We start from the raw sequence: 25,735 nt of genomic DNA on the forward strand, positions 1-25,735 counted from the left end.
ATCACTCCGGGGTCGGGGGCGGTTCGACGAGGGCGCGGGCGATCGAGGCCGCGTCGATGCCGTAGAAGTGGAACAGTCCGGCCTGGTCGAGCACCGGAGCGGGCCGTTCGTCCACGGCCAGGAAGCGGAAGGTGCCGTGCCAGCGCCCGGCGAGGGCGAGGGCGGTCTGGGTCGCCAGGCCGCCAAGGACGTGGTGCTCCTCGACCGTGACCACGGTGGACGCCCCGGAGACCGCCGCCAGCAGGGCCTCCCGGGGGAACGGGAACACCGCGGTCAGGCCGAGCACCCGGACCCGCCGCCCGTGCGGTCGGACCGCCTCGGCGGCGCGCAGCGCCTCCGCGACGGTGCGGCCGGCGGCCACCACCACCGCGTCGCCGGGGGCGTCCGGGTCGCCGGGGGCGCTCGTGCTGTCGGGGCCGTCGAAGTCGAAGACGCCGGGCCGGTCGAAGGAGAAGGGGGTGTCGGCGGCGTGGACCACCGGGTCCTCGCGCGCGCCGAGCCGGACGTAGCGGGGGCCGCCGCCGAGCACGGCGTCCCGTACCGCCCAGTCGGCCGCGTGGACGTCCGCGGGGCAGTACACCCGGGTGTGCGGCATGGCCGACAGCGCGCCCAGGTCCTCCGGGACGTGGTGGGTCGCGCCCAGCGTCCCGTAGCCGAGGCCGCCGCCGACGCCGAGGACGGTGACGTCCAGGCCGGGGCGGCAGATGTCGATGCGGAGCTGCTCGGCCGCCCGGCGGACCAGGAAGGGCGCCATCCCGCAGACCACCACCCGCTGGCCGGCCCGGGCCAGCCCGGCGGCGACGCCCATCAGGTTGCCCTCGGCGATGCCCACGTCGATGAAGCGGTCGGGGTGCCGGGCGGCGAACGCGGTGGCGAGCGCGCGGCCGTCGGCGGCCAGTACGACCAGGTCGGGCAGCCGGTCGCCGAGGTCGGCCAGCGCCCGGGCGACCGCGGGCCGCATGCCGGCGGCCGGCCCCGTCCCGGGGTTCCGCTCAGTCATCGGCCACCGCCCGTCCCCGGTCCAGGGCGGCCAGGGCGGCCGCCAGCCGGGCGGGGTCCAGCGTGCCGGTGTGCCAGTCCGCGCTGTGCTCCATGAACGGCACCCCCTTCCCCTTCACCGTGTGGGCGAGCAGCACCGTGGGCTGCCCGTCGGGCGCGGCGGTCTCCGCCAGGGCGGCCCGCAGCGCCGCGTGGTCGTGGCCGTCGACGGTCACCGTCCGCCAGCCGAAGGCCCGCCACTTCCGGTCGAGCGGGCCCAGGTCCAGGACCTCCGCGGTCGTCCCCTCCTGCTGCATCCCGTTGACGTCGACCAGGGCGACCAGGCGGTCCAGCCGGCGGTGGGCGGCGAACATCGCCGCCTCCCAGACCGACCCCTCGTTCAACTCGCCGTCGCCGAGCACCACGTGGGTGCGGTGGCCGCGCCCCTGGAGCCTGGCCGCCTCGGCCAGGCCCGCGCCGATCGACAGGCCGTGGCCCAGCGCCCCGGTGGCCGCGTCGACCCCCGGCACGCCGTCCACCGGGTGGCCGGCCCAGGGGCCCGGCCGCTCGGTGTCCAGCAGCCCGTGCTCGGCCAGCACCGCGTAGAGGGCCCACACCGCGTGCCCCTTGCTGAGCACCAGCCGCGGCCGGCCCGGGTCGGACGGGTCGCCCGCCGGCGCGCCGGTCTCCCGCAGGACCGCGACCAGCAGGTCGACCACGGAGAGCGATGAACCCAGGTGGACCTGCTGGTCCCCGGCGAAGCGCAGGATGCGCCGCCGCGCGCCGAGCGCCAGCTCGGCGGGCGCCCGCACCGGCCCCGCCGCTGCCCGCGTGGACGTCATCGGCCGGACGTCAGACCGTGCCGCGGCGGTACACCGACACGTGGTTGCCCGACCTGGCGTTGAACGGCTCGCCGAGCCACCCGCCGGTGCGCTCGACCAGGGTCAGCCCCGCCAGGCGCGCCATCAGGTCCATCTCGGAGGGCCAGACGTAGCGCAGGAACGCCGGGAACAGCTCGACCTTGCCCTGCTTGAGGTGGATGTGCTGCTCCAGGATCTGCTGGGTCGAGGGGTCGTGCTTGTCCGCCTCGATGAGCACGTGGTCCAGGCCCATGTCGTGGACCTGGGTCCACGAGTTGCGCCGGAAGCGGGTGGGGTCGGGCATGAACGCCTCGACCACGAAATGCCCGCCCGGCTCCAGGGCCGCCGCCGCGCTGGAGAAACAGGAAATCTGCTCCTCCTGGGTCTGCAGGGCGTAGATCGTGTTCAGCACGAGAAAGGCCAGGGAATAGCTCTGCTCCACCTCGAAGGAGGAGATGTCCGCCTTCGTGACCGGAATTCCGGCACCCCCTTCCTTTTCCCGCAGCTTCTCGGTCATCTCCTCCGACGAGTCGATTCCGTGCACTTCGATGCCGCGCTCGACGAGCGGCACCGCGATGCGGCCGGTGCCGATGGCGAGTTCCAGGACGGGGCCGTCGCCGGCGAGCTTCGCCAGGAAGTCGACGGCCTGCTCAGGGCCGGGCCAGGGCAGGCCGTCGTAGATCTCCGCCCAGCGACTGCCGTACGTCTGCGCATTCCATGCACTCATCTGACGTCCTCTCGTGACACCGGAAAGAAGCGATAGCGAGACCATGGCACGGTGCCGTTCCCGACACCATCGGGCCATCGGTGAAAGTTGCTGACAGTCCGCAAATGACCACCCCGGCAAAACGGGCAAAAGCTTTCACGGCCGACATCGGAGAAGCCGATCCCGTTGCGTTCCGGCGGCCCGCTCCGCCACGATGGGGCACCGGAAATCCCCGGCCGGGAATCGGCACGGACCGCATGCGGGAAAACCGATCAGGAGGGATCCATGTCCGAACCAGCACCCGCGGCCACCGGTCGGGATCCGCTGTCCGCGCCGCGGATCCGGGACCTCCGCGACCTCGCCCTGCGCGAACTGGCCGCCTGCCCGGCGACCGGCCCGGCTCTGGCGGAGTGGGAGGGCCGCCACCTCGGACGGCGCGGCTCGCTCGCCCGGCACCGGGCGCTGATCGGCCAGGCGCCCCCGGCGCACCGGCCCGCGCTCGGCCGCCTGCTCGGCACGGCCGCCGCCGAACTGGCCCGGGCCCTGCGGGAACGGCGGGAGCGGCCGACCGACCCCGCCGCAACGACCGACCCCGCCGCGCCGGCCGCTTCCGCCGCGCCGACCGGGACGCTCGACCCGTGCCTGGCCCGGCCGGCCGCGCCGCCGCCGGAGCCGCACCCGGTCAGCCGGCTGGCGGACGAAGTCGCCCACTACTTCGGCCGGTCGGGGTTCACCCGGCGCGCGTCCCGGCAGATCGAGGACGTCGCCCACAGCTTCGACCTGCTGGGCGTCCCCGCCGACCACCCCACCCGCAGCCCGCAGCACACCTACTTCACCGAGGACGGCGCGGTGCTGCGCTCCCACACCACCGCGTCCGCGCTGCGGCTGCTGCGCGAGCTGCCGCCGGGCCGGAGCGCCCGGTTCGTGGTCGACGGTCCGTGCCACCGCCGCACCGTCCCCGGGCCGCGGTTCGTGACCCAGTTCCACCAGTCCGAGGCGGTGGCCGTGGGCCCGCGCATCCGGCTGAGCGACCTCAAGGGCCTGGCCCTGGGGCTCTGCGCGGAGGTGCTCGGCCCGGGCGTGCCCGCGCGGCTGCGGTTCCGCACCCTGCCGTACGTCTCCCCGGGGCTCGCCATCGACGTCGCCTGCACCCCGTGCGGGTCGGCGGGCTGCGGCCTCTGCCTGGGCAGCGGGCACCTGGAGGTGATCTCGGGCGGGATGCTGTCCGCCGCGGTGATGCGGTCGGTCGGGGCGTCCCCGCAGGTCCGGGCCCTGTCGCTGGCGGTGTCCCTCGAACGCGTGCTGGCGATCCGCCACGGCCTCGACGACATCCGGCACTTCCTCGACAACGACCTGTCCGTTCTCACCCAGACCTACTGAGGGGGCGTCAGATGCGGGTCCCGGTCTCCTGGTTGAACGAGTTCCTGCACCGCGAGCTGTCCGTGCGCGAGATCGACGAGCTGCTGGGCGAGGCGGGGATCGCCGTCACCGGCGCCGACTCCGCCGGCCTGCTCAGCCCGCTGGTGGTGGCCGGCCGCGTCGAACCCGGCCCGGCCGGGCGGCCGGGCACCGTCCGGGTCGCGGTGCCCACCGGGGAACTGGTGCGGCTGCCGGACGGGGTCGGGGAGGCGCCGCCCCCGGGCAGCGTGGTCGCGGTGGCGCTGCCCGGGGCCAGGCTCTTCGCCACCGCCGACCGGTCCGGCCCGGAACCGGTACGCGGCAGGCTGCTCCGGGTGGGCCCCGCCGGACACCCCGGACAGCCGGTCGGCCGGATCTGCACCAGCGCCGAACTCGGCCTCGGCCCGCACCCGCACGTCCACCTGCTGGCACCCGGCTCGCGACCCGGGACTCCGGTCCGGGCACTGCTGCCGGAGGCGCGCGCCGAGGAGGTGCTCACCCTCCGGATCCCGGACGCGCTGGCGCACTGCGGCGGGCTGTGGGGCCTGGCCGGGGAGATCAACCTCCGGCTGGACGGCCCCGGGACGGCCACCACGGCCACCACGGCCACCGCCGACCCCGGGGGCACCCGTCCCCCCGGGTCGCCCGACGCGCCGGTCCTGGAGGTCCGCGCGCCGGAGGTCTGCGCCGCGGCCCTGCTGCTGCCCCACCCTCCGGCCGCCGGGCCCGCGCCGGACTGGGAGCGGGCCGCGCTGGCCGGCCTGACGGCCGACGACGGGCTCGACCGGGTGCTGCTGATCGCCGCGTTCGAGTACGGGGTGCGGCTCTCCGCCCACCGGCTGCCGGCCGAGGGGCGGGTCCGCGTCCGGCTGGACGACCCCGCCGGGGCCCGCGCACCGGGCGGCGTGCCCGACCGGGCGGACCACGCCCACCTGCCGCTGACCGTCACCCCGCGCCCGACGCCGCCCTCGCCGTCCGTGCCGCCGCCGTCCGTGCCGCCGCCGTCCGTGCCGCCGCTGCCGCCGGGCGCGGAGCGTCTGTTGGTGCTGGCGACCGCCGAGGCGGGGAACGCGCCGGACGGCGAGCGCTGTCGGCGTGCCGTCGCCCGGGTCGGCGCGCTGCTGGACCCCGGGACGCCGCCGGGGGGCCGGGCCGTCTCGGTGGCCTTCGGTCCGACGGCCGGGCGGCGGACGCTCACCCTCGACCCCGCCGCGCTGCGGTCGCTGTCCGAGGGCCCGGCCGAGGGCCCGGCGTACGGTCGGCTGCTCGCCCTGATCGGTGCGGACTGCGACTGGACCGACGGCGGGCTGCGCGTCCGGGTGCCGCCCTCCCGGCCCGATCTGCGCGGTCCGGAGGACCTGGTGGCCGAGCTGGTCCGCCTGCACGGGCTGGGCCGGATCCCGGCGACGCTGCCCGACGGCGAGGTCCGCCCCGAACCCGACCACCGCCACCGCGCCCTGGCGGCGCTCCGCCGCGCCCTGGCCGGGTGCCGGTTCCACGAACTGCTGACCCCGGTCGTCGGCACCGGCCCGGCGCCCGCGGACGGCCCGGCCCGGGAGGACCCCTGGTGCGCACCGGTGCTCGGGCTGGCCGGGTCCGGGGCGGGCCGGACCCGCTTCGTGCGCCGCAGCCTGGTGCCCGGCCTGGCCGCCGCCGCCCGCGCCCAGTCCCCCGCCACGGCCCCGCACGCGCTGTACGAACTGGGCATGGTGCTGGACCCGCTCGGGCCGGACGGCGCGCGGGAGCGGACCTCGCTGGCACTGCTGCACACCCCCGCCGATCCGCCGGGGGCGCCGGGGACGGGACCGCTCCGGGAGGCCGGCTACTGGCAGGTCCTGGACGCCGTCAAGGCGCTGCTGCGCCCGCTCGCCGCGGGCCCGCTGCGCACCGAGCTCCTCGACGACCCCGCGTTCCGGCCCGGCACCGCGGCGCTGCTGCTGGTCGCCGGGCAGCCGGTCGGCCGTCTCGGCGTGCTCCCGGCGGGCGCTCCCGCCGAGCGCTCCGCGGTGGCCGAACTCGACGTGGACCGGCTGCTGTCGCTGCCGCGGGTGCCCCGGACGGTCACCACGCCCGCGCGCTTCCCCGAAGTCCAGCGCGACGTCTGCCTGTTGCTGCCGCCCGGACCGGCCGCCGGACCGGTGCTGGCCGCGCTGGCGGACTCGGGGCCGCTGGTGCGCCGGGTCGACGTGCTCGACGTCTACGACGTCCCGGGCGAGCACCGGGCGGTCACCGTCCGGCTGGTCCTCGGGTCGCGCTGGCACACCCTGGAGCGCCGGGAGGCCGGCGCGGCCGTGGAGCTCGCGGTCGCCGCGGCCGTCGCGGCGGGCGCCCGGGGGACCAGGTCGTAGCCGCCGGTCGGCCGCTGCGCGGCCCCCACCACTGGACCGCCCCGGAGGGGGCCCCTGATTCCGGAGCCCGACCGCCGGGCTGGAACGAGAAGAGGAACATGGACAACCACGATGCCTGGGGCGCGCGTTCACGGCGCGGCCTCGCCCTCCTCGTGACAGCGGTGCGCTCGCAGCCGCTCCCGTTCGCCGGGGCACTGGCCGGCAGCGCGCTCTACGCGGGAACCACCGTGGCGACCGCGTGGCTGCTGGGTCAGGTGACGAACCACGTGCTGGCCGCCCGGGCCGCCGGTTCGGCGGTGCCCGGCCTCGCCGCGGACACCGCCTGGCTGCTCGGCGCGGCCCTGCTCCAGGTCGTCGGCTTCGTGTGCCGCGAGAGCCTGTCGGCGGTGATGCGCCACCGGTTGCAGGCCGACCTGCGCCGTCGCCTGGTGCGCCGCTACGCCGTGCTGCCGCCGGCCAGGCAGCGCCAGCGGGCGACCGGCGACCTGCTGTCCGTGATCGACGCGGACGTGGAGGTCACCTGGCAGGCGGTCCGCCTGCTGCCGTCGGCGTGCAGCGCCCTGCTGATGCTGGCGGCGGGCATCACGGCGATGTTCCTGACCGCCCCGGCCTTCGGCTGGATCGGCGTGGTGCTGCTGCTGGTCGTGCTGACCTTCTGCGTGGCGTTCGAGTACCGGGCCGGGCCGCTGGTCGCCCGGCTCCAGGCGGTGCGCGGCCGACTGGCCGCCGTCGCGCACGAGAGCTTCGAGGCGGCGCTACTGGTCAAGGCCACCGGCCGGGCGGAGTCGGAGACCGCGCGCTTCGCCGAGTCGGCCGAGCGGCTGCGGCAGGCGAGCCTGGCCGCGGGCCGGGTCCGCTCCGTCTTCGACCCCGTGATGGAGGCGCTGCCCGGTGCGGCCATGCTGGCGGCCCTGCTGGTGGGCGCCCTGGAGGTGCGCTCCGGGAGGATCGAGCCGGGGGCGGTGGTCCAGGTCGCCTTCCTGATCGCCCTGTTGGGGCTGCCGATGGTCTCGGTCGGCTGGATCATCAGCGAGTTCCCGCTGAACGCCACCGCCTTCGCCAGGGTCGAGGCGGTGCTGGCCGACGCCGGACCGCCGTCGGCGGCGGGCCCCGGGTCGGACGCCACCGGCCCGGACGCGGACACGGCCACCACCGGTCCGGACCCGGCACCGGACCCGGACCCGGCCGCCGCCGGTTCCGGCGCGGCCGCCGTCGCGCTGGAGCGGGTCTCGCTGGTCCACCCGGACGCGCCCGAACCCGCCGTGCGCGAGGTGTCGTTCGAGGTGGCCGCCCACCGGCAGGTCGTCCTGGTCGGGCGCTCGGGTTCGGGGAAGTCCTCGCTGTGCGCCCTGCTGGCGGGGCTGGCCGTCCCGTCCTCGGGCAGGGTGCGGCTGGACGGGACGGACCTGCGGCTGCTCGACCCGGCGCGGGCCACCGAGCGGATCGCCCTGCTGCCCCAGCAGCCGTTCCTGTTCCAGGACTCGATCCGGGCCAACATCCGCCTGGGGGCCGACGCGGACGACCGGGAGGTCCGGCGGGCGCTGCGGCTGGCGCAGGCCGAGGGGTTCGTCGACGCCCTGCCCGACGGGCTGGACACACCCGTCGGCGAACGCGGGCACACCCTGTCCGGCGGCCAGCGCCAGCGCCTCGCCCTGGCCCGGGCGCTGCTCCGCCGACCGGGGCTGCTGGTCCTGGACGACGCCACCTCCGCGGTCGACCCGCTGGTGGAGGCGGCGATCCTGGACGGGCTCGGCGCCCTGCGCCCCGAACTGACCGTGGTGATGGCCTCGTCCAGCCTGGCCGCGGTCGAACGCGCCGACGAGGTGGTCTACCTGGAGCGGGGCGCGGTGCGCGCCCGCGGACCGCACGGGGAGCTGCTGGCCGCCTTCCCGGCGTACCGGCAGCTGGTCACCGCCTACCGCCGCGACCGGGAGCGGCGCGCCGACGGCGCCGGTCTCCACGGCGCCCCCACCGACAAGGAGTTCGCCGGATGAGCAGCAGCACCATCTCCGAGGCCCCGGGCGGGGCCTGGGCCGTCATGCGGCGCGGGATCGCGCTGTCCGACGAGTTCCTGCGGGGCATCACCGCGACCGTCCTGCTGGGGCTGGTCGCGGTGGCCGGCCGGGTGGCCCTGCCGGTCGCCCTCCAGCGGGCCCTGGACGGGGCGACCCGGGACGGGGCCGGGACGGGGGCGGTGGTCTGGCCGGTGGTCGGCGCGGGCGTCGCGGTCGTGACGACGGCGGCGGCCGGCTACTGGGTGAGCGTCCGGCTCTACCGGGCCAGCGAGGCCGGTCTGGCCGCCACCCGGACGTCCGCCTTCCGGCACATCCACGACCTGCCGCTGGTGGTCCAGGAGGCCGAACCGCGCGGCGCCCTGGTGGCGCGGGTGACCTCGGACGTCGACACGGTCAGCAGCTTCCTGCAGTACAAGGGCCTGATGCTGGCGCTGAGCGCCCTGCAGATGCTGACCACCACCCTGGTGATGGCCTACTACGACCTGCGGCTGACCCTGCTGGTCTGGGCCTTCCAGCTGCCGCTGATCGTGTTCCTGAACCGCAGTCAGAACTCGCTGTCGCGCCTCTTCGGCACCCTGCAGGACCGCCTCGCGGGGCTCCTCGGGGTCACCGGCGAGACCCTGAACGGCGGGGAGACGATCCGGGTCTACGGGGCGCGGGGCTACGCGGTGGCCCGGGCCGACCGGGCGGTGGCGGACGTCCACGCCGCCCAGACCCGCTGCCAGTGGGGGACCACGGCGGCCCAGACCGTCGCCGAGCTGGTCCCCAGTCTGATCACCGTCGCGCTGGTGCTGGTCGGCGCGCGGCTCACCGGCGACGGGCTGACCGTCGGCGACCTGACGGCGTTCCTGTTCCTGGCCGTGCTGTTCGTCACCCCGACCCGGATGGGCGTCACCGCGTTCACGGAGGCGCAGCGCGCGCTGTCGGGCTGGCGCCGCCTGCTCGGCGTCCTCGCCGTGCAGGCGCAGGACCCGGTGAACGACGCGGCCCGGACGGTGCTCGGCGCCGAGCCGGCCGCGATCTCCTTCGCGGGGGTGCGGTTCGCCTACCCGGGGGGCCACGAGGTGCTGCACGGCGTGTCGGTGGTGATGGAGCCGGGGCAGCGGGTGGCGGTCGTCGGGGAGACCGGTTCGGGCAAGACCACCTTCGCCAAGCTCGCCTGCGGCCTGCTCCGCCCGAGCGGCGGGCAGGTGCTGATCGGCGGCGTGCCGGTGGACCGGATCGACCAGGGCTCGCTGCGGCGCCGGGTGGTCATCGTGCCCCAGGAGGGCTTCCTGTTCGACACCACCATCGCCGAGAACATCCGGTTCGGGGTGCCGGACGCCGACGACGGGCGGATCCGGCGGGCGTTCCGGGAGCTGGGCCTGGACGAGTGGCTGGAGTCGCTGCCGCTGGGCCTGCGCACCCCGGTCGGGGTGCAGGGCGGCTCGCTGTCCGCCGGGGAGCGCCAACTGGTCGCCCTGGCCCGGGCGCACGCGGCCGACCCGGCCGTGCTCCTGCTGGACGAGGCCACCTCGGCGGTGGACCCGGCCACCGAGGACCGGATCCAGCGGGCGCTGGAGAAGCTGACCACCGGGCGGACCGCCGTGGTGGTGGCGCACCGGCTGGTGAGCGCGCAGAGCGCGGACACCGTCCTGGTCTTCGACCGGGGCCGGATCGTCGAGGCGGGCCCGCACGCCGAACTGCTCGCCCGCGACGGGACGTACGCCGCGCTGCACGACGCCTGGATCACCCGGCCCCAGTACGACTGAGCCGCGGCACTGCCGACCGCCCCCCACCGTCCCGCACGCCAGGAGGACCAGCAGCATGGATTTCCGGATCTTCGTCGAACCCCAGCAGGGGATGGGCTTCGCCCAGCAGGCCGCCACCGCCCAGGTCGCCGAGAGCCTCGGCTACGACGGCTTCTTCCGCTCCGACCACTACCTGGCGGTGGGCCCGGGGCCCGGCCTGCCCGGCCCCACCGACTCCTGGGTCACGCTGGCCGGCCTGGCCCTGCGGACCAGCACGATCCGGCTGGGCACGCTGCTGTCCGCCGCGACCCTGCGGCTGCCGGGGCCGCTGTCGATCCAGGTGGCCCAGGTCGACGAGATGTCCGGCGGCCGGGTGGAGCTCGGGCTGGGCGCCGGCTGGTACGAGGAGGAGCACGCCGCCTACGGCATCCCCTTCCCGGCCCGGCGCTTCGGCCCGCTGGAGGAGCAGTTGCGGATCCTGCGGGGGCTGTGGGCGACCCCGGCGGGGAAGACCTTCGACTTCGCGGGCGAGCACTACCGCCTCACCGGCTGCCCCGCGCTGCCCAAGCCGGTGCAGCGCCCGCACCCGCCGATCATCGTGGGCGGCCGGGGGCCGCGGCGCACCCCGGAGCTCGCGGCCCGGTACGCCGACGAGTACAACGTCGGGTTCGTCCGCCCGGAGGTGGCCCGGGCCCAGTTCGACCGGGTCCGCGACGCCTGCCGGGCCCTGGGCCGCGACAGCGGCACCCCCGTCCTCTCGGTCGCCCTGGTGGCGTGCTGCGGCAGCACCCCGGCCGCGGTGACCGCCCGGGCCCACCGGATGGAGCGCGGCGAGGCGGAGCTGCGCGCCACCGGGCTGACCGGGTCCCCCGCGGAACTGGTGGACAAGATCGGCCGCTACCGGGAGGCGGGGGTGGAGCGCGTCTACCTCCAGCTGCTGGAGCCGGAGGACTACGACCACATGGAGCTGATCGCCCACCAGGTCATTCCGCAGACGAGGTGACCATCGCCCGCCGGTCGGGGCCGGCCGCCCCGCCCGCCGCGGGGACCAGCCCCCGGGTGCACGCCTCCACCCCGGCCTGGAAGCGGCTGCTGACGCCGAGCGAACTCATCAGGTCCGAGAGGTACCGCCGGCAGGTGCGCACCGACAGGCCGAGCCGGCGGGCCACCACGTCGTCCTTGGCGCCGCTGGCCAGCAGGCGCAGGATCGACAGCTTGACCTGGTCGATGACCTGCGGCGGCTGTGCCTCGTCGGCGAGGAACGGCACGCCGCGGTCCCAGCAGTTGGTGAAGATCCCGGCCAGGACGGAGATCACCACCGGGTGGCGGACCAGCACCGCGGCCTGCGGCCCGTCCTCGGGGTCCGGGCCGTCCTGCCCGGCCCCGTCGGCCGCCAGCAGCAGGGCGCAGCGGTGGTCGAACAGGACCAGCTGGGCCGGGAGTTCGTCGATGGTGCGGAACCGCGCCCCGTGCGCGCCGAGCGTCTCGGCCAGGCCCTCGGTGGGCAGGTGCAGCCGGGCGCCGTGCTGGTGGACGGCGCGGATCGCGACGCCGCGGCGCAGCGCGTCCCGGCACTGGTCGGTGCGCCGCTCCCACTGGCGGTCGAAGCTCCCGCTGTCCGCCTGGAGCAGCAGGAGCTGGTGGGAGGTGCGGCCGATCTCCAGGTCGAGCAGGGCGTCGAGGGCCTCGTCCCCGACGATCTCGAAGGTCTGCTGCGAGCGCGCGCCGGTGACCGACTCGTGCACCGGGACGAGCAGTTGCAGCTGGGTGCGCAGCCGCTCCGCCAGGGCCGCGCGGCGGCGGGCCTCGGCCTCCATCGGCACCACCAGCGCGGCCATCGCGGCGTGCGGCTCGACGGCCAGCCAGTCCCGGTCCGAGTGCGCCTCCACCACCCGGAGGCTGCTCAGCAGCCGGTACACCTCGTCCACCCGCTCCAGCGGGACGTCCGCGCTGGCGCTCAGCCACTCGTCGTCCCGGCGGCCCTCCTCCAGCAGTCGGCGGTAGGCGGCCACCGCGAGCTCGTCCAGGTCGGGTATCGGGTTCTCGGACGTGTCCATGTGCTCCTCCAGCCGGCCACACGTAGCGACGCACCGTCAGTCGGCCTCCCGGAGGAGGCCCCCGCGACTGTGGCACCGGCGGCCGCGGGGCGACAAGGGAGTTGTCTCCTGTGGCGGTCGGCCGTACCTGCGGCGGGGAGTTCCGGCCTGGCCGGTACTCCCCCGCCGCAGCCGTAGCCGGGCCGGACGGGGCTGCCTAGATTCGATCCGCAGGCAGCCGACCCGAAGGGGATCCCCATGAACGCGCACGCTCCAGACGGCGGAGGGCCCGGCCGCATCGACGCCCTCTCGATCGGTGAACTCGCGGCCTTCGACCTCTCGCTGTACCACGCCACCCTGCTGGCCGGCCGGGCGCTGGCGGCCTTCGCCCCGCGCACCGGTGACATCGCGCCGCGGGCGGCCCTGGTCCGCGCGATCCACAGCCTGGTCTCCCAGGCCGACCTGCTGCACACCCGGGCGCTGGAGCTGCGGGTCCGGCCGGACCGGCTGGGGCGGCCCTCCGCGGAGGCGGTCGAGGAGGTGACCGCCGTCCTGGCGGCGGACGACCCGGAGCAGGCGCTCGCCTGGGGGTACGCCCTGCTCCGGGAACTCGCCGTGCTGTACCGCACCTCCCGCGACCAGTGCGCGGAGGAGACCACCTACCACGACCGGCGGCTGTACGACCTGTGCCTCGGCCTGGCCCTGGAGCCCCAGCAGCCGGCGGCCGAACTCGGCCTGCCCGACGTCGAGTCGGGCGCGATCCTGCGCGGGGCGCACCGTCCGGGGCCGTCGGTCACCCCCACCGGCACCGTCCCGCTGTCCCCCGCGCCCTGCCCGCACCGCAGCTACCCCGCCTGGGCGGGCCGGGTCCCGGCGATCGGCGGCGCCACCCCCGACCCCGATCCGAGCCTGCTCGACGACGACACCCTGGTCTACCTGATGCGCAAGAGCATCCAGATCGAGTTCATCGCCACCGACGTCCCGCTGCGCAGCATGGCGGACTTCGCGGACCTGCCGCTCGGCTTCTACCTCGACATGACCCGGCACGGCCACGACGAGATGCGGCACACCCACCTGCTGATCGAGGAGATCGCCCGGCTGGGCGTGGACTACCGCCAGTTCCCCTACCGCGACCCGGACCTCTACGCGGCGATGGCCGGACAGCCGCTGGACCACCGGATGATCGTGCTCAGCCGCACCGGCGAGGACGCCGCCATCGAGGTCTTCGGCAACGCGGTCCCCCGGATGCGGGCCGCCGGGTACGAGTCCGTCGGCCTCATGTTCGACCACGTGCTGGCCGACGAGGTCCGGCACGTCACCTACGCCAACCGCTGGCTCGACCACCTCTACGGCGGCGACGAGCTGGCGGTGGAGGAGGCGACCGCGCGGGTGCTGCGGCGGCACAACGAACTCGTCGACGAGATCGGGCTCGGCGACTACGCCAAGCGCGAGACGGACCACATGGCGTTCCGCGGCCGGGGCAAGCCCGACCTCGAACTGCGGGCGCTGGCCGGGTTCAGCGAGCGGGACCTGCGGCGGCTTGCCGGCGACACCGTCTGACCCCCGGACCCCCGGGCCCGCACCGGAGTCGGCCGGGCTCCGCTGCGGGCCCGGCCCGCGGGCGGGGTGGCGGCTCTCCGCAAGGCGCGAACCCGAGGGCCACCGCCGCCTGTGCCCGGGCCGCGGCTCGGGCACGCTGGCGGCATGCCTTCCTCCGCGTACGCACGTGACCTGCTCGCCCCGGCCGGACCGACCGCGACCGCCCCGCTCCGCCCCGCCCGCGCCGGGGACGCCCCCGGCCCGCGCCCGCCCGCCCTCCGACCGGCCCGGCCGGGGGTACGGCCGCCGGCCCGCGAGCACCGCTTCGGCTGGCTCGCCCCCATGGTGGTGTGGCCGACGGCCCGGTGGCTGCTCCCGGCGCCGGCCCGCCGCCCCCAGGGCGGCGGCACCCGCCGCCGGGACGACGAGGCGCTGTTCGCCGCGGTCTCCTTCATCCTCACCAGCCGCGCCCCGTGGCGGGCCGTCCCGCCGGGCTTCGGGGTCTCCTGGCAGCACGCGCACCGCAGTTTCCGCCACTGGAGCGACCACGGGACGTGGGACCGGCTGGCGCTCGTCGCGCACTCCCGGCAGGCGCCGGACCAGGTCAGGTACTGGGCCGACCGGCTGGCCGCGTCCGCGGCGGGCCGGGGGTGCGGCCGCGAGCCGGAGGACCCGGGCTGAGCCGGGCCTCCGGTCCTCGTGCCGCGCGGCCGGGCCGGGCTAGCCGGTGGCCAGCAGCGACCGGATGCGGTCCGCGCCCAGTGCCAGCAGCAGGGTGGGGAGCCGGGGGCCGGTGTCGCGGCCGACCAGGAGTTCGTAGAGCAGTGCGAACAGCTCGCGCTGGGCCGTCTTCAGCTCCGGTGACGCCGGGGCGTCCAGCGGCAGTCCGGCCCGCAGCTTCGGGACGCCGTACACCAGCGAGGTCAGGCCGGCGAGCGACCAGTTCGCGTCCAGGCCCTCCACCAGCAGCTTGAGCGCCGTCCGCTCGTCCTCGGTCAGCCGGGCCAGCCGCTCCGTGTCGGGCTCGGTGCGCACCTGGGTGCGGTCCTGCGCCGGGACGTAGGTGCGCACCCACTCCTGGGCGCGGTCGAGTCGCGGCCGGGCCCGGTCCAGGTTCGCCAGCGGCTCGTCGGGGGTGAGGTCGCGCAGGATCCGCAGGGTCTGCTCCGGGTCGCCGGCCGCCACGTCGGCGACCGACGCCAGGGTGCGGAACGGCAGCGGCCGGGGGGTGGTGGGCAGCGGGCCGGCGGCCGGGCCGGCCGAGCGGGCCAGCATCGCCGCGTCGGCCTCGGTGGCGGTGCCGGAGTCGACCTTCCGCCCGAGCGCGTCCCACTCGTCGTAGACCCGCTGGATCTCCTGGTCCAGTGCGATCTGGAAGGACTGCCGCGGCTGCCGCCGGCCGTACAGCCAGCGCAGCACCGGGGGTTCGAGCACCTTCAGGATGTCGGCCGGGGTGGGCACCCCGCCCTTCGAACTGCTCATCTTGGCCATGCCGCTGATGCCGACGAAGCTGTAGCCGAGGTACTTCGGCGGCAGCCCGTCGAAGACCTCGCGCACCAGCTGCGAGCCGACGGTGAAGGAGGACCCGGGCGAGGAGTGGTCCACCCCGCCGGCCTCGAAGGTGACCCCCTCGTACGCCCAGCGCATCGGCCAGTCCACCTTCCAGACCAGCTTCCCGCCGTCGGTCCCGGACAGCGCGAACCCGTCCTGGTGCCCGCACGCGCACCGGTAGCGGATCCGGGTGCTGGCCTCGTCGAAGTCGACGACTGCGGTGGAGTCCCGTCCGCAGTCCGCGCAGTACGGGCGGTACGGGTGGTAGCCGCCCGCGCCGTCGGCGGCCGCCCCGTCCTCGTCCTCGTCCGCTTCGGGACCGTCCGCCGGGGCGGCGGCGGCCTGCTTGGTGCGGTACCGCCCGAGGACCTCGTCGATCCGGTCGCGCTGCCGCATCGCGTGCACGATCCGGTCGCGGTAGGCGCCGGAGCCGTACATCCGGGTCTGGCTGATCTCGTCCACCTCGACGCCCAGCCGGGCCAGCGCCTCGCGCAGCGGCGCCTTGAAGTGCTCGGCCCAGTCGGCGTGTTCGCCGCACGGGTCGGGCACCGCCGTCAGCGGCCGGCCGATGTGCTCGGCGAACCCGGCCGGCACCCCGGCCGGGACCTTGCGCAGCCGGTCGTAGTCGTCCCAGGAGAGCAGGTGGCGGCAGTCCAGGCCGCGGCGGCGGAGTTCGTCGGCCACGAAGTGCGGCACCATGATCTCGCGCAGGTTGCCCAGGTGGACCGGGCCCGACGGGCTGATGCCGGAGGCGCACACCAGCGGGGTGCCGCCGCGGCGTTCGCTCTCCTCGATCACCTGGTCCGCTGCGGCCACCACCCAATCGCTCTGCTTCACGGCCACGGCAAGTTCCTCCAGTTGACGCTGCTTCAAATGCCGACAGCCTAGGGCCGGTTCGGCAAGATCCACATCCAGCCGCCGCCCGGGCGCCCGCGCCGGGACGGCACCGCCGCCATTCAGTGAATACGATAACGATTGTCATTCTGGTGTGGTCCGTGGTTCAGTGGTGCCGCCCCCACGCCGACCCCGGAGCGCCCCCCGTGGATTCTGTCCCCCCGCTCGTGACCGCCCTGCGCGGCCTCGCCGAACGCCCGGCGCTGATCGGCGACGACGGCCGGCCGGTCAGCGGCGCCGCGCTGCTGACCGGCGCGGTGCCCGCCGACGCGCTGTCGCAGGCCGTGGCCGCCCGGGTCCGGGCCGCCCGGGCGGCGACCCGCGAGTCGGACCCGCACGAGCGCCGGCTGCGGTACTGGGCCAGCGTCCTCGGACCGCTGCCGATCCGGCACACCGTGCTGCTGCCGCCCACCGGCCTGGGCGTCGAACTGGCCCTGGCCACCCTGCTGGCCGGCGGCACGGTCGTCCACGGCGACCCGGACCGGCCGCCGGCCGAGCTGCTCGCCGACCTGGCCCGCTCGCGCTCCACCCACCTCAGCCTGCCCTCCGAACTGCTCTGGCGTATCAGCGAGTTGGGCGACCAGTACGCCCAGGACCTGGACGACCTGCGCCGGGTGCTGCACGTCGGCCCCGAACCGCGCCAACAGGACGTGTACGCCGCCGTCGAGGCGCTGGGCGCGGTCGTGGCGCACGTCCGCGCGCCCCGCAGCGACGCCGAGAGCTCGGACACCGCCCTGCGGAAGGTCGCCGCCGCCGCCACCGACGCCGCCTGGAAGCGGCTCATCGGCGTCAGCGCCGAGCAGGCCCGGGTGTTCACCGCCCGCCTGGACGCCGCCGTGCTCTCCTCGATGCTGCTCGCCCTGCGCCGCGACGGCGTCCTCGAGGAACCCGGCCGCGGCCACCGGCTCCCCGAAGTCCTGCGCGCGGCCCGGGTCGCCCCCGCCCACCACCGGCTGGTCGGACGCTGGCTGGCCGAGCTGACCCGGCACGGGCTGACGACCCGCCGGGGCGAGCTGTTCGCCGCGACGCGGCCGGTCCGCCCGGCGGACACCGCCCACGCCTGGCAGTCGGCCGCCGACGCCTGGACCGGCCGGCTCGGCTCGGCCACCGTCATCGACCACCTGCGCACCGCCGCCGAACGGCTGCCCGCCCTGCTGACCGGCGAACAGCAGGCCGCCGCCCTGCTGCTGCCCAAGGGCAGCACCCGGGTCGTCGAGGCCCTCGCGACCAGGACCGCGGCGGGCCGCTACCGCGCCGCCGTCCTCGCCGCGGCCCTGCGGCGGATCGCCGCCGACCACCCCGGGCCCGGACCGCTGCGGGTGCTGGAACTCGCGGCCGGCGCCGGCACCGCCACCGGCGAGATCACCCGCGCCCTCGCGGACCGGACCGCCCCCGCCGCCGACTACCTCTGCACCGACCCGTCCGACCTGCTGCTGGCCGCCGTCCGCGCCCGGGTCGGCCGCCACCCGCACCTGCGGTACGCCCGCTTCGACCTGCACGGCCCCGGGTCCGGGCCGGGGGCCGTCACCGGCCCGTTCGACGTGGTGGTCGCCGACGGCGCGCTGGCCTGCGCCCCCGACCCGGACCTCGCCGCCCGGCGGCTGACCGCACTGCTCGCCCCCGGCGGATGGCTGCTGCTCAACGAACCCGTGCGCGCCCGCCTGGAGTTCCTGGTCCGCGACGCGTTCCTGCCCCACCTGCACCCGCACGACCCCCGGACCGACCCCGACGCGCCCCCGCCCGGCGCCCCGCGCTGGCACGCGGCCCTGGCCCGGGCGGGGGTGCGCACCGTCCTGGCCGTCACCGGGGACGACCACCCCGTCACCCTGCTCGGCGACCAGCTCCTCGCCGCCCGGACCGGGTGCCGGATCGAGTGACCGCCCCGCCCGGGGACGTCCCCCGGCACGGCGGGGGGCCGCAGCGCCGGGCTGCGGCCCCCCGCTCCGCTCTCACGGCGTCAGCAGACCGTGCTCGTACGCCTTAGCCAGTCGGCGCGGGACGAGGTGCTCGCGCCCGTCGACGGTGACCGGGACCAGCCGGGGCGGGCTCGCCTTCCACCGGGCGCGGCGGTGGCGGGTGTTGCTGCGGGAGGTCCTGCGCTTGGGGACGGCCATCGGGGGCTCCTGTCGGGTGGTGGCGGCGCTCGGGTGGTGGCACTCGGGTCGTGGCGGCGCTCGGGTGGTGGCGGCGCGGGGCAGCGGGCGGGCGGTCAGGCGACGGGTTCGAGCAGGTCCGCGAAGGCGTCGGGGAGGGTCTTCCAGCCCTGTTCGCCCGCGAGCAGTTCGGCGTCGGTGAGCAGGCAGGAGTCGAGCAGTTCGGTGATCCCGTCGGCGTCCAGTCCTTCGGCGGTGAAGGCGAGTTGCTGGACGCGGTCGCCGTGCTGCGGGTGCCAGTCGAGGGCGGCGGCGGCCCGGCGTTCGGGCGGGTAGTGCTCCCAGTGCTCGTCGGGGAGGGTCGCCAGCCACGGCCCGCACTCCTCGACCGCGAGGTTGGCTCCGGCCGCGTCCCAGGCCAGCATGAGTGCGGGGCGGTTGGCCAGCCAGAACCGGCCGCGGCTGCGCTGCGCGGCGGGGACGAGCAGTTCCAGCGCGTCGTGCAGGCGTCCGGGGTGCAGCGGGCGGCGGCGCTCCCACACCAGGGTGGCCACGCCCACCTCGTCGGCCTGCTGCGGCAGCAGGGCCAGGGCCGGGTTGACCCGGTCGCGGGCGGCCGGGACGTCGAAGCCGCCGAGCGCCGCCCGCAGGAGTTCGCCGGTGCCGAGCGCCACCCGCCGTGCGGTGGGGTGCAGTTGGCGCAGCATCGCGATGCCGGTGTCGCCGCCGCGGGCGAGGGCGAGTGTGGTGGCGTACTCGATCTGGTGGGCGAGTGCCTCGGCCCGGGTGCGGGCGTCGTCCGCGGAGGTGTGCTCGGCGTGTTCGGCGAGGTCGTCGGAGACCGAGAGTTCGCCGATCAGCCGGTCGGGGTCGACCGCCGTGACCACCCCGGCGAGTTCGATCAGCTCCCCCATCGGGCGGCCGTCCACCTCGCCCTCGGCGATCACCTCGGCCACCGGGTGCGGGTCGCTGCCGCCCCACAGTTCGACGATCGCCAGGCCGTGTTCGCCGGACTCGGCGAGCCCGGCCAGCTCGGGCAGCAGGTCCTCGCGCACCGCGCAGCAGGGGCAGCCGTTGACCAGCGGCAGTTCGCGGGTGTCGAACACGCCTTCGTCGTCCCGCAGTTGGCGGTGCACCACGCCGCGGTCGGCGTCGCGCAGGTCGTGGTGGAGGACGACGGCGCCGATGCTCGCGTCGAGCAACTCCTTGACGGCGCGGCGGCGTTCGGCGCGGTGCAGGCCGGCGACGATCACGACGGGGAGTCGGAGGTGGGCGGGCACGGCGCTCACCAGCTCGACGTGCGCACGCCCGGCAGCTGTCCGGCGTGCGCCATGGTGCGCAGGTTGATCCGGGACAGGCCGAAGGCGCGCTGGTAGCCGCGCGGGCGGCCGTCCACGGCGTCCCGGTTGCGCAGGCGGGTGGCGCTGGCGTCCCTGGGCTGACGGTCCAACTCCCGCCGGGCGGAGGCGCGTTGCTCCGGTGTGCTGCCGGGGCGGGTGAGGGTGCGCTTCAACTCGGCCCGGCGCTCGGCGTGGCGGGCGACCAGGGCGCGGCGGTGCTCGTTCCTGGCGATCTTGCTGCGCTTGGCCATCAGACCTTCTCCCCGCGGGCGCGGATGCGGGCGACGGCCGCCTCGATCCCGATGGCGTCGACGGTCTTGAGGCCCTTGGCGCTGAGCGTGAGGCGCACGTGGCGGCCCTCGCCGGGCAGCCAGTAGCGCTTGCGCTGGATGTTCGGGTCGAAGCGGCGCGGGGTGCGGCGGTGCGAGTGGGAGATCGCGTTGCCGAATCCCGGCCTGCGGCCGGTCAGTTGGCAGTGGGCGGACATCGGGGCTCCGTTCCGGTCGGGTGGACGGGAGCACTCTACATGAAAATGGATTTCATTTTGCTAGAGTCGTGCCCCATCCCCCGACACCGCATCCCGGACACCGGGCCGAACCCGAGGACTCCCGTGGCACGCAACGAACTGCGCCCGATCGTCAAGCTCCGCTCCACCGCCGGAACCGGCCACACCTACGTCACCCGCAAGAACCGCCGCAACGATCCGGACCGGCTGGTCCTGCGCAAGTACGACCCGGTCGTCAAGCGCCACGTCGACTTCCGCGAGGAGCGCTGACCTCCACCGACTCCCGCGCCCCGAACGCCCGGCACTCCGGCCGGGGACCGCCACGTCCTCGGCCGCGCTTGCGGGCTCCCTTGACACGGGCTGCCGCCGCCCGCACAGTTTGCGCAAAGGTGCGCGATCGAGCGCCCAAGCAATCACCTTTGCTCAGCAGGTGGGTGGCGGCCGTCCCCCCGTTCCTCCGGCCTCCCCACCGTGCCCGTCGTCGTCGACAGCCCGACCGCGAGGAGTCAGCCCCCATGTCCCCCTCCCCCCGCATCAGCCGCCGCGCCGTCCTGTCCGGCGCGGCCGGCGCGGCCGGTGTCGCCGCCACCGGCGCGCTGCCCAAGGTCCTGCGGGACCTGCTGGCCACCCCCGTCCCGGCCGGCACCGGCACGATCGCCGACGTCAAGCACGTGGTGGTCTTCATGCAGGAGAACCGGGCCTTCGACCACTACTTCGGCGCCCTGCGCGGCGTGCGCGGCTTCGGCGACCGCAACGCGGTCACCCTGCCCGGCGGCAAGCCGGTCTGGTACCAGCCGTCCACGACGCACCCGGACGGGTACATCCTGCCGTTCCGGATGAACACCGCCGCCACCAGCGCCGTCTGCGCCTCCGCCCCCGCCATGAACTGGCCCACCGACCTGGGCATGTACGACGGCGGCCGGTACGACGGCTGGAACACCGCCCGCACCCCCGGCCTCGGCATGGGCCACTTCGCCCGCGGCGACCTGGACTTCTACTACCAACTGGCCGACCACTTCACCGTCTGCGACCAGTACTTCTCCTCCACCCTGACCCAGACCAACCCCAACCGGCTGCACGTGTTCACCGGCACCAACGGCGGCTCGGTCGGCCAGGCCAACGTGATGGACAACACCGAACCGGCGGCCGGCTTCACCTGGACCACCTACGCCGAACGCCTCCAGGCCGCCGGGGTCAGCTGGCGGGTCTACCAGCAGAGCGACAACTTCGACGACAACGCGCTGGCCTGGTTCGCCGCCTTCAAGAACGCCAAGGCCGGCCAGCCGCTGTACGACCGCGGCCTGGCCACCGTCCCCGACCTGGTCAAGGCGTTCGGCGACGACCTCGCCGCCGGCACCCTCCCCCAGGTCAGCTGGATCGTCGCCCCCACCGCGCTGTCCGAGCACGCCAACTACCGCCCCGCGGCGGGCGAGGACCTCACCGCCCGGCTGCTGGCCAAGCTGGCCGCCCACCCGGAGGTGTGGGCGAACACCGTCTTCCTGCTCAACTACGACGAGAACGGCGGCTTCTTCGACCACGTCCCGCCGCCCGCCCCGCCCGCCTCCGACACCGACGGCCTGTCCACCGTCGCCACCACCGGCGAGATCTCCGGCGGCAAGCCGGTCGGCCTCGGCTTCCGCGTCCCGATGACGATCGTCTCCCCCTGGACGCGCGGCGGTTACGTCTGCTCCCAGGTCTTCGACCACACCTCGGTGCTGCGCTTCTGCGAACAGGTCTTCGGCGTCGCCGAACCCAACATCAGCCCCTGGCGCAGGGCCGTCACCGGCGACCTCCGCTCCGCCTTCGACTTCACCTCCGCCACCACCGCCTGGCCCGCCCTGCCCGACACCAGCGGCTACGTCGCCGCCGCCGCCACCCAGTGCTCCACCCTGCCCGCCCCCGCCGTCCCCGCCGTGCAGTCGGTGCAGCTCCAGGAGGCCGGCCACCGCAGGGCCCGTCCGATCCCGTACGCCTTCGAGGCCGGGGGACGCGTCACCCCCGGCACCTTCTACCTCGACCTGGCCAACACCGGCGCCGCCGGCCAGTGCGTCTACCTGTACGCCAACGCCCACCGCACCGACGGCCCCTGGCGGCACACCGTCGAAGCCGGCAAGACACTCACCGACTACTTCGTCGCCGGCACCCCCACCGGCGCCTACGACCTCTCCCTGATCGGCGCCAACGGCTTCCACCGCCGCTTCCGCGGCAACCGCGTCACCGCCACCACCGGCGGCAACGCCAACCCCGAGGTCACCGCCGCCGTCGACGGCCCCGGCGGGACACTCACCCTCACCATGAAGAACAGCGGCAGCGCCGCCTGCACCGTCACCGTGACCGCCGGCGCCCACCGCACCGACGGCCCCTGGACCTTCCCGCTCGCCGCCGGCGCCACCAGCACCAAGACGCTCGACCTCACCGCCTCCGGCCACTGGTACGACCTCACCGCCACCGCCGACACCGCCGACGCCTTCCTGCGCCGCTTCGCCGGACACGCCGAGACCGGCCGGGAGTCCGTCACCGACCCCGCCGTCGTCGGCGCCCTGCCCGCCACCGTCTCCTCCGCCGACAGCCAGGAGACCTCGGCCGAGAACGGCGCCGCCGCCAACGTCCTGGACGACGTGCTCTCCACCAAGTGGCACACCGGGTGGAGCGGGACCGCCGCCCCGCTGCCGCACGAGATCCGCTTCGACCTCGGCGCCGCCAGATCCGTCAGCGGCCTGTCCTACCTCCCCCGGCAGGACGGCGGCGTCAACGGCCGCATCGGCCGGTACGAGGTGTCCACCAGCACCGACGGCACCACCTGGAGCGCCCCCGCCGCCACCGGCACCTGGGCCGACGACGCCCTGCCCAAGCGCGTCGACTTCACCGCCCGCACCGCCCGCCACGTCCGGCTGCGCGCCCTCAGCGAGGCCGGCAACCGCGGCCCGTGGACCTCCGCCGCCGAGATCCGCGTCCTCGGCACCGACACCTGACGCCCCCGCGACGGGACCCCCGGCCGGCGGGACGCGCCGGAGCGCTGCCAGTGGTCCGCCCGGTGCGGGGAACCACTGGCAGCGCCCTGCGGTGGATGGCCTGCCGACCCTCGGCGGCCGCCATCCGTGTCCGGCCCGGGCTCCGGGAGGTTGGCCGTCGCATCATCGGAACGACGCTCCCGGCCCGGGACGGAGTCAACCGGCCGTCCGGACAACGGAGTTGCCGGAGACCGCAGGCGCCGCGGGCACTATTGCGCACCGGTCAGCGGGCCGCGTCCAGCACCGCCGGCAGGCGGGCGGCCTCGGCCGCGGCGGCCTCGCGGGCCGGGGCGAGGCACCTGCGGGTGTCGACCAGCGTGGCGTTCTCCGCCGGCGCCCCCGCGCGGTGCCGGTGAAGACGGCGTCCAGGTGGGTGGCGACGTTGGCCTTGGTCATGCCGCGCTCGACGGCGGCGGCCAGGTCCCGGTCGGCGACGCCGGAGGAGCCGTGCAGCACCAGCGGGACGGGGACGGCCGCCCGCAGCGCGGCGGTCAGCTCGAAGTCCAGCGCGGCGTCGCGGGTGAGCATCGCGTGCGAGCTGTCGACGGCGACCGCCGGGCCGGTGACGGCGGTGCCGGTGCCGAGCCCGCGCAGCACCCGGGCGGCGTGGACGCCCTTGCCGCCGGCCCGCGCGGCCACCGCCGGCACCCGGGTGCTGCCGCCGGGCGCGAACCGTTCGACCCGGGAGGTCGCGTCCGGCGCGGCGTCCGGCGTCACGGCGAGGATCACGTCGCGCCTCCCGGCGGCCGGAGCCGGGCGACGGCCGTCGGGCCGGCCGGGCGGCGCAGCAGGTCCTGTGCGAGCAGGCCCGCGCCCAGGCTGCCCGCCCGGTGGCCCAGCCGGGCCCGCACCAGCTCGGGGCGGGACTGGAAGGTGAGCCGCTCCGCCACCGCCGCCCGCAGCGGGTCCAGCAGGGCGGCGCCGGCCCGGGCCAGCCCGCCTCCGATCACCACCCGTTCCGGGTCGACCAGGGTGAGGGCCGTGACCAGGCCGTCGGCCAGGGCGGACACCGCCTCCCGCCACACCCGTTCGGCGATCCCGTCCCCCGCGCCGGCCCGCTGGAGCACCTGTTCGGCGGGGACGTGCTCGTCCGCCGGCAGGCCGGCCAACTGCCGGTAGCGGCGGGCCACGGCCGAGGCCGAGGCGATCGCCTCCAGGCAGCCGCGCCCGCCGCACCCGCAGGGCGGCCCGTCCGGGCGGACCACCAGGTGGCCCACCTCGCCGGCGCCGCCGTGCGCCCCGGGCAGCGCCCGCCCGTCCACCACCACGGCACCGGCGATGCCGGTGCCGACCGGTACGAAGAGGAAGGACCGCAGCCCGCGTCCGGCGCCGAGCCGGGCCTCGGCCAGGCCGCCGGCCCGCACGTCGTGCCCGAGGGCCACCGGCAGGCCCAGTTCCTCCTCGGCCCACTGCCGCACCGGCAGGTCGCGCCAGCCCAGGTTGGCGGCGTACCGGCAGATCCCGGCGTCCTCGTCGACGATGCCCGGCACGGCCATCCCCACCGCCGCCGGCCGGAACCGGCGGACCAGGCGGCCCGCCAGGCCGAGCACGTTCTCCAGCGCCGCGTCCGGACCGCGGTCGGCCCGGGTGTCCGCGCTCTCGGCGTGCAGCACCGACCTGTCGGCGGCCAGCACGGTCGCCTTGACGTGGGTGCCGCCGACGTCCAGCGCGACGACCGGGGCCGGACCGGCGGCCGGGTGGCGGACCCTCACGGGGTGTCCAGCACGACGGAGCGGGTCAGGTTGCGCGGGTGGTCCGGGTCGTGGCCCCCGGCCCCGGCGAGCGCGACGGTCAGCCGCCGGGCACGCACCGGTTCGGCCAGCGGGTCGCGCCGGCCGGAGGCGACCCGGGCACCGGAGGCGGCGACCTGGGCACCGGAGGCGGCGACCCGGTCCGGCAGGTCGGCCGGGGGCCCGCCGGGGAACCGGACCGGGCGGTCCGGGCCGCTGCCGCCGACCGGCCCGTGGCGGTACTCCATCGCCGGGTAGGACTCGGTCCAGGCCCCGGCGGCCTCGCCCAGCTTGAGCGCCGCCTCGCCGGCCGGCCCGACCGTCCGACCGGCGCCGGGGAAGGTGAACTGCCCGGCGGCCAGGGCGTCTTCGGGCGGCTCGGCGGCGATGGCGGCGGTGGCGGCGGTGGCGGCGGCCGCCTGCTCGGGCAGGTCGGCCGGCGTCAGGCCGAGGCCGGTGCGCAGCAGGGCCAGCGCGGTGGTGGCGAACCGGGTCCGGACCACCGAGCGTCCGTCGGCGAACGAGAGGTCGACCAGCGCGTCGGCGGCGGTGGCGACCGGGGTGGCGGGATCGCCGGTGACGGCGGTGGTGGGGATGCCCGCGGCGCGGGCCCGGGCCGGCGCGGCCAGCACCTCGGTGGTGGGGCCGGAGCGGGTGATCGCCGGCACCCGGTCGTAGCGGCGGCCGGACGGGTACTCGGAGGCGGCGAACGCGTCGGCCTCGCCCGCGCCCGCGGTCTCGCGCAGCACGCCGTACGCCCGGGCGACGTGGAGCGGGGTGCCGCAGCCGACGACGGCCACCCGCTCGCCCGGGGCCGGCAGCGCGGTGGTCTCGACGGCCATCGCCCGGTGCCGGCACTCCGGCCGGCCGGCGATCTCGGCGGCAACGGCGGTCGCGGTAACGGCGGTCGCGGCAGCGACGTCAGTCATGGGGACGGCCCTTCCAGGGCGGACCGCACAGGCGGTCAATGCTTGAAGATGATTGATTTATAGCCCTATCGA

At 76.3% G+C, this 25,735-nt stretch carries 22 protein-coding genes; 10 read left to right on the forward strand and 12 right to left on the reverse strand.

Going from position 1 to position 25,735, the window contains the following annotated elements; all coding sequences use genetic code 11:
- Position 1: 1 nt before the first annotated feature.
- Genes ACIQVD_RS30160 through ACIQVD_RS30170 form a run of 3 tightly spaced genes read right to left on the reverse strand, consistent with a single transcriptional unit; the run spans position 2 to position 2,565 of the window.
- Positions 2 to 1,000 carry a transketolase family protein gene (locus tag ACIQVD_RS30160; protein ID WP_402292317.1) on the reverse strand — a complete coding sequence of 333 codons (999 nt, stop codon included), beginning with the start codon at positions 998 to 1,000 and terminating at the stop codon, positions 2 to 4.
- Complete coding sequence (locus tag ACIQVD_RS30165) at positions 993 to 1,820, reverse strand: transketolase (protein WP_402292318.1); 828 nt, start codon at positions 1,818 to 1,820, stop codon at positions 993 to 995. The genes ACIQVD_RS30160 and ACIQVD_RS30165 overlap by 8 nt, the downstream gene beginning before the upstream one ends.
- A 10-nt stretch (positions 1,821 to 1,830) precedes the next feature.
- Positions 1,831 to 2,565, reverse strand: a complete 735-nt coding sequence (locus ACIQVD_RS30170) for a class I SAM-dependent methyltransferase (RefSeq protein WP_159073323.1) — start codon at positions 2,563 to 2,565, stop codon at positions 1,831 to 1,833.
- 264 nt (positions 2,566 to 2,829) lie between these two features.
- On the opposite strand from ACIQVD_RS30170, the gene ACIQVD_RS30175 reads away from it, so the two are divergent.
- The 5 genes from ACIQVD_RS30175 (at position 2,830) to ACIQVD_RS30195 (ending at position 11,038) form a co-directional block, all read left to right on the forward strand.
- The gene (locus ACIQVD_RS30175) at positions 2,830 to 3,924 is read left to right on the forward strand and encodes a hypothetical protein (protein WP_402292319.1); all 1,095 of its coding nucleotides are present in this window, start codon (positions 2,830 to 2,832) and stop codon (positions 3,922 to 3,924) included.
- Positions 3,925 to 3,935: 11 nt separating this feature from the next.
- Positions 3,936 to 6,290, forward strand: coding sequence for a hypothetical protein (locus tag ACIQVD_RS30180; RefSeq protein WP_402292320.1), 2,355 nt, complete (start codon positions 3,936 to 3,938; stop codon positions 6,288 to 6,290).
- A gap of 98 nt (positions 6,291 to 6,388) precedes the next feature.
- The gene (locus tag ACIQVD_RS30185) at positions 6,389 to 8,284 is read left to right on the forward strand and encodes an ABC transporter ATP-binding protein (RefSeq protein ID WP_400690863.1); all 1,896 of its coding nucleotides are present in this window, start codon (positions 6,389 to 6,391) and stop codon (positions 8,282 to 8,284) included.
- Positions 8,281 to 10,056: an ABC transporter ATP-binding protein gene (locus ACIQVD_RS30190; RefSeq protein ID WP_402292321.1), complete on the forward strand. Its 1,776-nt coding sequence runs from the start codon at positions 8,281 to 8,283 to the stop codon at positions 10,054 to 10,056. Before ACIQVD_RS30185 ends, ACIQVD_RS30190 begins: the two co-directional genes overlap by 4 nt.
- Positions 10,057 to 10,111: 55 nt before the next feature.
- The gene (locus ACIQVD_RS30195) at positions 10,112 to 11,038 is read left to right on the forward strand and encodes a TIGR03560 family F420-dependent LLM class oxidoreductase (RefSeq protein ID WP_400690857.1); all 927 of its coding nucleotides are present in this window, start codon (positions 10,112 to 10,114) and stop codon (positions 11,036 to 11,038) included.
- Here ACIQVD_RS30195 and ACIQVD_RS30200 read toward each other — a convergent pair.
- The gene (locus ACIQVD_RS30200) at positions 11,019 to 12,092 is read right to left on the reverse strand and encodes a LuxR C-terminal-related transcriptional regulator (RefSeq protein WP_402292322.1); all 1,074 of its coding nucleotides are present in this window, start codon (positions 12,090 to 12,092) and stop codon (positions 11,019 to 11,021) included. The genes ACIQVD_RS30195 and ACIQVD_RS30200 overlap by 20 nt on opposite strands.
- 237 nt (positions 12,093 to 12,329) lie before the next feature.
- Here ACIQVD_RS30200 and ACIQVD_RS30205 point away from each other — a divergent pair, with 237 nt between their 5' ends.
- Positions 12,330 to 13,631, forward strand: a complete 1,302-nt coding sequence (locus tag ACIQVD_RS30205) for a DUF455 family protein (RefSeq protein WP_400690852.1) — start codon at positions 12,330 to 12,332, stop codon at positions 13,629 to 13,631.
- A gap of 144 nt (positions 13,632 to 13,775) precedes the next feature.
- Positions 13,776 to 14,291, forward strand: coding sequence for a transposase (locus ACIQVD_RS30210; protein ID WP_400690849.1), 516 nt, complete (start codon positions 13,776 to 13,778; stop codon positions 14,289 to 14,291).
- 39 nt (positions 14,292 to 14,330) lie between these two features.
- Here the strand turns inward: ACIQVD_RS30210 and lysS are convergent, their stop codons facing one another.
- Positions 14,331 to 15,998, reverse strand: coding sequence for a lysine--tRNA ligase (lysS, locus tag ACIQVD_RS30215; protein WP_400690847.1), 1,668 nt, complete (start codon positions 15,996 to 15,998; stop codon positions 14,331 to 14,333).
- A gap of 203 nt (positions 15,999 to 16,201) precedes the next feature.
- Between lysS and ACIQVD_RS30220 the strand changes: the two genes are divergently transcribed.
- On the forward strand, positions 16,202 to 17,932 hold the full coding sequence (locus ACIQVD_RS30220; protein WP_400690844.1) for a methyltransferase: 1,731 nt from the start codon (positions 16,202 to 16,204) through the stop codon (positions 17,930 to 17,932).
- A 72-nt stretch (positions 17,933 to 18,004) separates the two neighbouring features.
- On the opposite strand, the gene rpmF is transcribed toward ACIQVD_RS30220, so the two are convergent.
- From rpmF to rpmB, 4 genes are all read right to left on the reverse strand, one after another.
- Positions 18,005 to 18,169 carry a 50S ribosomal protein L32 gene (rpmF, locus tag ACIQVD_RS30225; protein ID WP_402292323.1) on the reverse strand — a complete coding sequence of 55 codons (165 nt, stop codon included), beginning with the start codon at positions 18,167 to 18,169 and terminating at the stop codon, positions 18,005 to 18,007.
- Between the two features lie 95 nt (positions 18,170 to 18,264).
- Positions 18,265 to 19,428 (reverse strand): CobW family GTP-binding protein, encoded by a 1,164-nt coding sequence (locus tag ACIQVD_RS30230; RefSeq protein ID WP_402292337.1) that lies wholly within the window; start codon positions 19,426 to 19,428, stop codon positions 18,265 to 18,267.
- A 5-nt stretch (positions 19,429 to 19,433) separates the two neighbouring features.
- On the reverse strand, positions 19,434 to 19,739 hold the full coding sequence (gene rpsN / locus ACIQVD_RS30235) for a 30S ribosomal protein S14 (protein WP_400690839.1): 306 nt from the start codon (positions 19,737 to 19,739) through the stop codon (positions 19,434 to 19,436).
- Positions 19,739 to 19,975, reverse strand: coding sequence for a 50S ribosomal protein L28 (rpmB, locus tag ACIQVD_RS30240; protein WP_400690836.1), 237 nt, complete (start codon positions 19,973 to 19,975; stop codon positions 19,739 to 19,741). The genes rpsN and rpmB overlap by 1 nt, the downstream gene beginning before the upstream one ends.
- 123 nt (positions 19,976 to 20,098) lie before the next feature.
- Between rpmB and rpmG the strand changes: the two genes are divergently transcribed.
- Together rpmG and ACIQVD_RS30250 are read left to right on the forward strand one after the other, a co-directional pair.
- Positions 20,099 to 20,263, forward strand: coding sequence for a 50S ribosomal protein L33 (rpmG, locus tag ACIQVD_RS30245; RefSeq protein ID WP_400690833.1), 165 nt, complete (start codon positions 20,099 to 20,101; stop codon positions 20,261 to 20,263).
- Between the two features lie 245 nt (positions 20,264 to 20,508).
- Entirely contained in the window at positions 20,509 to 22,965 is a 2,457-nt protein-coding gene (locus tag ACIQVD_RS30250; RefSeq protein ID WP_402292324.1) for a phosphocholine-specific phospholipase C, read from the forward strand.
- Between the two features lie 195 nt (positions 22,966 to 23,160).
- Here ACIQVD_RS30250 and ACIQVD_RS30255 read toward each other — a convergent pair whose 3' ends face one another.
- The 3 genes from ACIQVD_RS30255 to ACIQVD_RS30265 are packed head-to-tail and all read right to left on the reverse strand — an operon-like array spanning position 23,161 to position 25,663.
- Positions 23,161 to 23,733: a class II fructose-bisphosphate aldolase gene (locus ACIQVD_RS30255; protein ID WP_402292325.1), complete on the reverse strand. Its 573-nt coding sequence runs from the start codon at positions 23,731 to 23,733 to the stop codon at positions 23,161 to 23,163.
- Entirely contained in the window at positions 23,730 to 24,716 is a 987-nt protein-coding gene (locus tag ACIQVD_RS30260) for an ROK family protein (protein ID WP_400690825.1), read from the reverse strand. Before ACIQVD_RS30260 ends, ACIQVD_RS30255 begins: the two co-directional genes overlap by 4 nt.
- Positions 24,713 to 25,663 (reverse strand): SIS domain-containing protein, encoded by a 951-nt coding sequence (locus ACIQVD_RS30265; RefSeq protein ID WP_402292326.1) that lies wholly within the window; start codon positions 25,661 to 25,663, stop codon positions 24,713 to 24,715. The genes ACIQVD_RS30260 and ACIQVD_RS30265 overlap by 4 nt, the downstream gene beginning before the upstream one ends.
- Positions 25,664 to 25,735 lie beyond the last annotated feature (72 nt).

It is taken from the genome of Kitasatospora sp. NPDC090308 (assembly GCF_044769485.1).
Lineage (GTDB): Bacteria > Actinomycetota > Actinomycetes > Streptomycetales > Streptomycetaceae > Kitasatospora > Kitasatospora fiedleri.

Excerpts from the sequence above, each read along its gene's own strand:
- ACIQVD_RS30160 (WP_402292317.1), bottom strand. The coding sequence starts at position 1,000 with ATGACTGAGCGGAACCCCGGGACGGGGCCGGCCGCCGGCATGCGGCCC.
- ACIQVD_RS30205 (WP_400690852.1), top strand. The coding sequence starts at position 12,330 with ATGAACGCGCACGCTCCAGACGGCGGAGGGCCCGGCCGCATCGACGCC.
- rpmF (WP_402292323.1), bottom strand. The coding sequence starts at position 18,169 with ATGGCCGTCCCCAAGCGCAGGACCTCCCGCAGCAACACCCGCCACCGC.
- ACIQVD_RS30185 (WP_400690863.1), top strand. The coding sequence starts at position 6,389 with ATGGACAACCACGATGCCTGGGGCGCGCGTTCACGGCGCGGCCTCGCC.
- ACIQVD_RS30180 (WP_402292320.1), top strand. The coding sequence starts at position 3,936 with ATGCGGGTCCCGGTCTCCTGGTTGAACGAGTTCCTGCACCGCGAGCTG.
- ACIQVD_RS30170 (WP_159073323.1), bottom strand. The coding sequence starts at position 2,565 with ATGAGTGCATGGAATGCGCAGACGTACGGCAGTCGCTGGGCGGAGATC.
- ACIQVD_RS30195 (WP_400690857.1), top strand. The coding sequence starts at position 10,112 with ATGGATTTCCGGATCTTCGTCGAACCCCAGCAGGGGATGGGCTTCGCC.
- ACIQVD_RS30210 (WP_400690849.1), top strand. The coding sequence starts at position 13,776 with ATGCCTTCCTCCGCGTACGCACGTGACCTGCTCGCCCCGGCCGGACCG.
- rpmB (WP_400690836.1), bottom strand. The coding sequence starts at position 19,975 with ATGTCCGCCCACTGCCAACTGACCGGCCGCAGGCCGGGATTCGGCAAC.
- ACIQVD_RS30190 (WP_402292321.1), top strand. The coding sequence starts at position 8,281 with ATGAGCAGCAGCACCATCTCCGAGGCCCCGGGCGGGGCCTGGGCCGTC.
- ACIQVD_RS30200 (WP_402292322.1), bottom strand. The coding sequence starts at position 12,092 with ATGGACACGTCCGAGAACCCGATACCCGACCTGGACGAGCTCGCGGTG.
- ACIQVD_RS30265 (WP_402292326.1), bottom strand. The coding sequence starts at position 25,663 with ATGACTGACGTCGCTGCCGCGACCGCCGTTACCGCGACCGCCGTTGCC.
- ACIQVD_RS30250 (WP_402292324.1), top strand. The coding sequence starts at position 20,509 with ATGTCCCCCTCCCCCCGCATCAGCCGCCGCGCCGTCCTGTCCGGCGCG.
- rpsN (WP_400690839.1), bottom strand. The coding sequence starts at position 19,739 with ATGGCCAAGCGCAGCAAGATCGCCAGGAACGAGCACCGCCGCGCCCTG.
- ACIQVD_RS30165 (WP_402292318.1), bottom strand. The coding sequence starts at position 1,820 with ATGACGTCCACGCGGGCAGCGGCGGGGCCGGTGCGGGCGCCCGCCGAG.
- ACIQVD_RS30175 (WP_402292319.1), top strand. The coding sequence starts at position 2,830 with ATGTCCGAACCAGCACCCGCGGCCACCGGTCGGGATCCGCTGTCCGCG.